Annotated in this window: 4 protein-coding genes and 1 pseudogene; all 5 read right to left on the bottom strand. The window is 64.7% G+C overall.

Features of this window, described 5'->3' with window-relative positions; all coding sequences use genetic code 11:
- Nucleotides 1–489 (bottom strand): annotated as a pseudogene (locus AC2VOU_RS12225) (undecaprenyl-phosphate alpha-N-acetylglucosaminyl 1-phosphate transferase); the annotation flags it as partial.
- 32 nt (nt 490–521) lie between these two features.
- The gene (locus AC2VOU_RS12220) at nt 522–1,175 is read right to left on the bottom strand and encodes an L-threonylcarbamoyladenylate synthase (protein ID WP_486957617.1); all 654 of its coding nucleotides are present in this window, start codon (nt 1,173–1,175) and stop codon (nt 522–524) included.
- Nucleotides 1,172–2,059, bottom strand: coding sequence for a N5-glutamine methyltransferase family protein (locus AC2VOU_RS12215; RefSeq protein WP_486957618.1), 888 nt, complete (start codon nt 2,057–2,059; stop codon nt 1,172–1,174). Before AC2VOU_RS12215 ends, AC2VOU_RS12220 begins: the two co-directional genes overlap by 4 nt.
- Before the next feature lie 53 nt (nt 2,060–2,112).
- Nucleotides 2,113–3,186, bottom strand: a complete 1,074-nt coding sequence (prfA, locus tag AC2VOU_RS12210; protein ID WP_486957616.1) for a peptide chain release factor 1 — start codon at nt 3,184–3,186, stop codon at nt 2,113–2,115.
- Between the two features lie 94 nt (nt 3,187–3,280).
- Complete coding sequence (gene rpmE / locus AC2VOU_RS12205) at nt 3,281–3,520, bottom strand: 50S ribosomal protein L31 (protein WP_054879626.1); 240 nt, start codon at nt 3,518–3,520, stop codon at nt 3,281–3,283.
- Nucleotides 3,521–3,628 lie beyond the last annotated feature (108 nt).

The raw sequence follows: 3,628 nt of genomic DNA, 5'->3' as shown, positions 1-3,628 counted from the left end.
GCCACCCAGCGGGATATAGAGGACGCTCCAGGCAACGCCCATGGTGACCAGTACGCTGGCGGCGGTGATCTGACCCGCAAACTTCGTCAGCGCGTCCAAACCCCAGCGGTCGTCGATCAGCCCGATACCCATGATCACTGCACCGGCCACCAGCACCGCGGGCATGCCCGTGGAATAGACGAACCCGCGGGTGAGCGCCGGAAGCTGAGACGCCAGAAAGACTGCAGCCAAAACACCGAGATACATAGCCAGCCCACCCATCCGTGGGGTTGGCGTCACATGAACGTCGCGTTCGCGCGGATAGGCGACCGCTCCCAAGCGGGTGGCTAGCACCCGTACCGGCCCGGTTGCGAAGTACGTGATGATCGCGGCGGTCAGTCCGACCAGGGCAAGCTCGCGCAGCGGGACACCGGCGCTGCGATCAGACAGGGCGAGCAAACCACTGGCAAAGCTGGCTAAGTCGCTGGACACCTCGAAAACGTACGCCACCTTCCTGAGACCCGATTAACCCCGCCGAGCGGCTAGGCGGTCAGACTCGCGGGGGCCACCCCCAGCACCTCCGCGATCCGCGCAGTACTCACGGGGCCGGGTCGCAGGATCCGCGGGGTTTCTCCGGTCAGATCGACGATGGTCGAGGGGGCCTGCTGCGCGGACGGACCAGCATCGAGATAGACCCCGACCAGCTCGCCGAGTTGACCACGCGCCCCGTCGGCGTCGACCGCGGCCGGCTGACCGGAGACGTTGGCGCTAGAAACCGCCATCGGCCCGACCTCACGCAGCAATTCGATGGCAACCGGATGCAACGGCATTCGCAGCATCACGGTGCCGCGCGCATCGCCGAGATCCCAGTTCAACGAGGGCGCTTGCACAACCACCAGGCTCAGCGCGCCCGGCCAGAATGCGCGGATCAACTCACGGGCCCCGTCGGGCATCGTATAGACCAGACCCTCGATGGTGTGCCAGGAGCCCACCAGGACACCCACCGGCATGTCACGTCCTCGCCCCTTCGCTGACAGCAGCGCGGCCACGGCGGCGCTGTCGAAGGCGTCGGCGCCGATGCCATAGACGGTGTCCGTCGGCATGACAACCAGTCGACCACCCTTGAGCGCCGCGACAGCCGAAGCGATTCCGCGCGCACGCTGGTCCGGGTCGGCGCAGTCGAACACCTCAGTCATGCGCGGCACTTCTCCGCCGTCCACGGGTGATGCCCGCACCTGCGGGCCGTCACAAACCTCGGCCGACCGGCCAGATCGTGGTGGGCTAGGACGTCGTCGAAAAGTCCTGTTCGGCAGACCAATTCAAACGTTGGCACCGATGTGCTGTCATCATGCTCGACGGCGAACAAGCCACCGGGGCGCAGCCAACGCGCAGCGAGACCGACAATGTCAGCCGTCAGCGCCATTCCGTCCGGCCCACCAAACACCGCGTGACGCGGATCATATTGGGTCACTTCAGGTTCCAGAATGCACAGCGAGACGGGGTCATCGGGAACGTAGGGCGGGTTGGCCACGAAGAGGTCGACGCGTCCGTCAAGTTCGGGAAGCAGGCCCGGGGTGGTGACATCGGCGCGCACGAGTTCTACCGCGGTGCCCACAGCGTTGCGGCGTGCGTAGTCCAGGGCAGCATCGGAGTCGTCGATGCCAATCACTCGTGCCGCGGGCCGGTGCTGAGCCAGCGCGACCGCCAACGCACCGGATCCAGTGCATGAATCCACAATCACTGGCCGCGCCGGCAGCCGCTGTGCCATCGCCCACGCCAATATGGCCTCGGTCTCTGGGCGCGGTATGAACACACCCGGGCCGACATGCAGCACTACTGGCCCGAACGACACCGTCCCGATGAGATGCTGCAACGGCACCCGCCGCGCCCGCGCGGCAACGGCGTCGCGGTAACGCCCGAAGAACTCGTCGCCGGGCGTGTCAAGCAAGGCCAGCCGACCGCGATCGGTGCCGGCTAGGTGAGCGGCCAGCTGCTCGGCATCGCAACGCGCGGAACCGATCCCCGCTTCCGCGAGTAGCGTCGCAGCAGAGTCAATCGCACGCCGCAGCTCGGACTGAATTATCCGCCTCCTCCTCATTCCTTCGGAGCCGCATCGTCGCGCCGGACGGTCCATCATGCCTGTTGCAGCCTAGCCTGCTTGTCAGCAGCACTTAACGCGTCAAAAAGCGCATCCAGATCACCGTCTAGGACCTGATCGAGATTGTGTGACTTGTAACCGATTCGGTGGTCCGTGATCCGGTTCTCCGGGAAGTTGTAGGTGCGAATGCGTTCGCTGCGGTCCACCGTGCGAATCTGGCTGGCCCGATCCGCCGACGCGTCGGCTAGTGCTTGCTCCTCGGCCATTGCCTGTAGGCGGGCGGCCAGCACCTGCAACGCACGGGTCTTGTTCTGCAGCTGCGACCGTTCGTTTTGACAGGTGACGACAATCCCGGTGGGCAGATGAGTGATCCGCACCGCGGAATCGGTGGTATTAACGCCTTGGCCGCCTTTGCCCGAAGACCGGTAGACGTCGATGCGCAGATCCGACTCGTCGATCTGCACCTCACCGACTTCCTCGGGTTCCGGATAGACCAGCACACCTGCCGCCGAAGTATGCACGCGGCCTTGGGATTCCGTTACCGGTACCCGCTGCACCCGGTGCACCCCGCCCTCGAACTTCATTCGCGACCACACGCCGTCGGCCGAATCACCTTTGCTGCCAATAGCCATCGTCGCGTCCTTGTAGCCGCCAAGATCTGAAGTTGTCTCGTCCAGCACCGTTACCGTCCAGCCGTGCCGCTCGGCGTAGCGAATGTACATCCTGGCCAGGTCGGCGGCGAACAAGGCCGACTCTTCGCCTCCCTCACCGGATTTGACTTCGAGCACAATGTCATCGGCGTCATGGGGGTCGCGCGGTGCCAGCATGTCGGTGAGTTGGGTGTCCAGTTCGGCTACCAGTGATTCCAGATCGGCCACCTCGTCAGCGAACGATTCGTCGACGTCCGCGAGTTCACGTGCGGTCGCCAGATCGTCTCGGGCCGCCACCAGCATGCGGTGGGTTGCCACAATCGGGGCCAATCGGGCGAACCGGCGTCCGGCTTTACGCGCCTCGTCTGGCTTGCTGTGCAATTCGGGATCCGCCAGCGCATGCTCGAGCTCCGCGTGTTCGGCGAGCAGCACGTCAATCGTCTGTACGGGCTGCGTCATGCTGACCTTCCTCCTGAAACGGGCCGACTGCCGCAAACGCAAACCGACGCCCGGCCTGTGCCGATTCAGCACAGTTCGGGCGTCGGTAAGCCAGCTATTTGTCGGCTGATTCGGCCTTGTCAGCCGCCTTGCGCCTGCCGTAGCGCTTTTCGAAGCGGGCGACCCGGCCGCCGCTGTCCAGAATCTTCTGCTTGCCCGTGTAGAACGGGTGGCACTGTGAGCAAACCTCAACCACGATCCGGCCTCCCGGCTTGGTGCTGCGCGTTTGGAACGTGTTGCCGCATCCGCAGACCACGGTGGTCTCCTCGTAGGCGGGATGAATGTCAGCTTTCATGGTGTCCTCTTTGGTCGTTTGCCGCCCGGGTTCTCATTTCGATCCGGCGGCCGGGCATGAGCTCGCCAGAACCTGAGGTGGCTCTGGGGTAGTCGACCCTCGATTATG

This window comes from Mycobacterium sp. TH-M25 (assembly GCF_057473665.1).
The sequence above is the reverse complement of the archived record's forward strand: the minus strand, read 5'-3'. Positions and strand labels throughout refer to the sequence as shown.

Excerpts from the sequence above, each read along its gene's own strand:
- prfA (WP_486957616.1), bottom strand. The coding sequence starts at position 3,186 with ATGACGCAGCCCGTACAGACGATTGACGTGCTGCTCGCCGAACACGCG.
- rpmE (WP_054879626.1), bottom strand. The coding sequence starts at position 3,520 with ATGAAAGCTGACATTCATCCCGCCTACGAGGAGACCACCGTGGTCTGC.
- AC2VOU_RS12220 (WP_486957617.1), bottom strand. The coding sequence starts at position 1,175 with ATGACTGAGGTGTTCGACTGCGCCGACCCGGACCAGCGTGCGCGCGGA.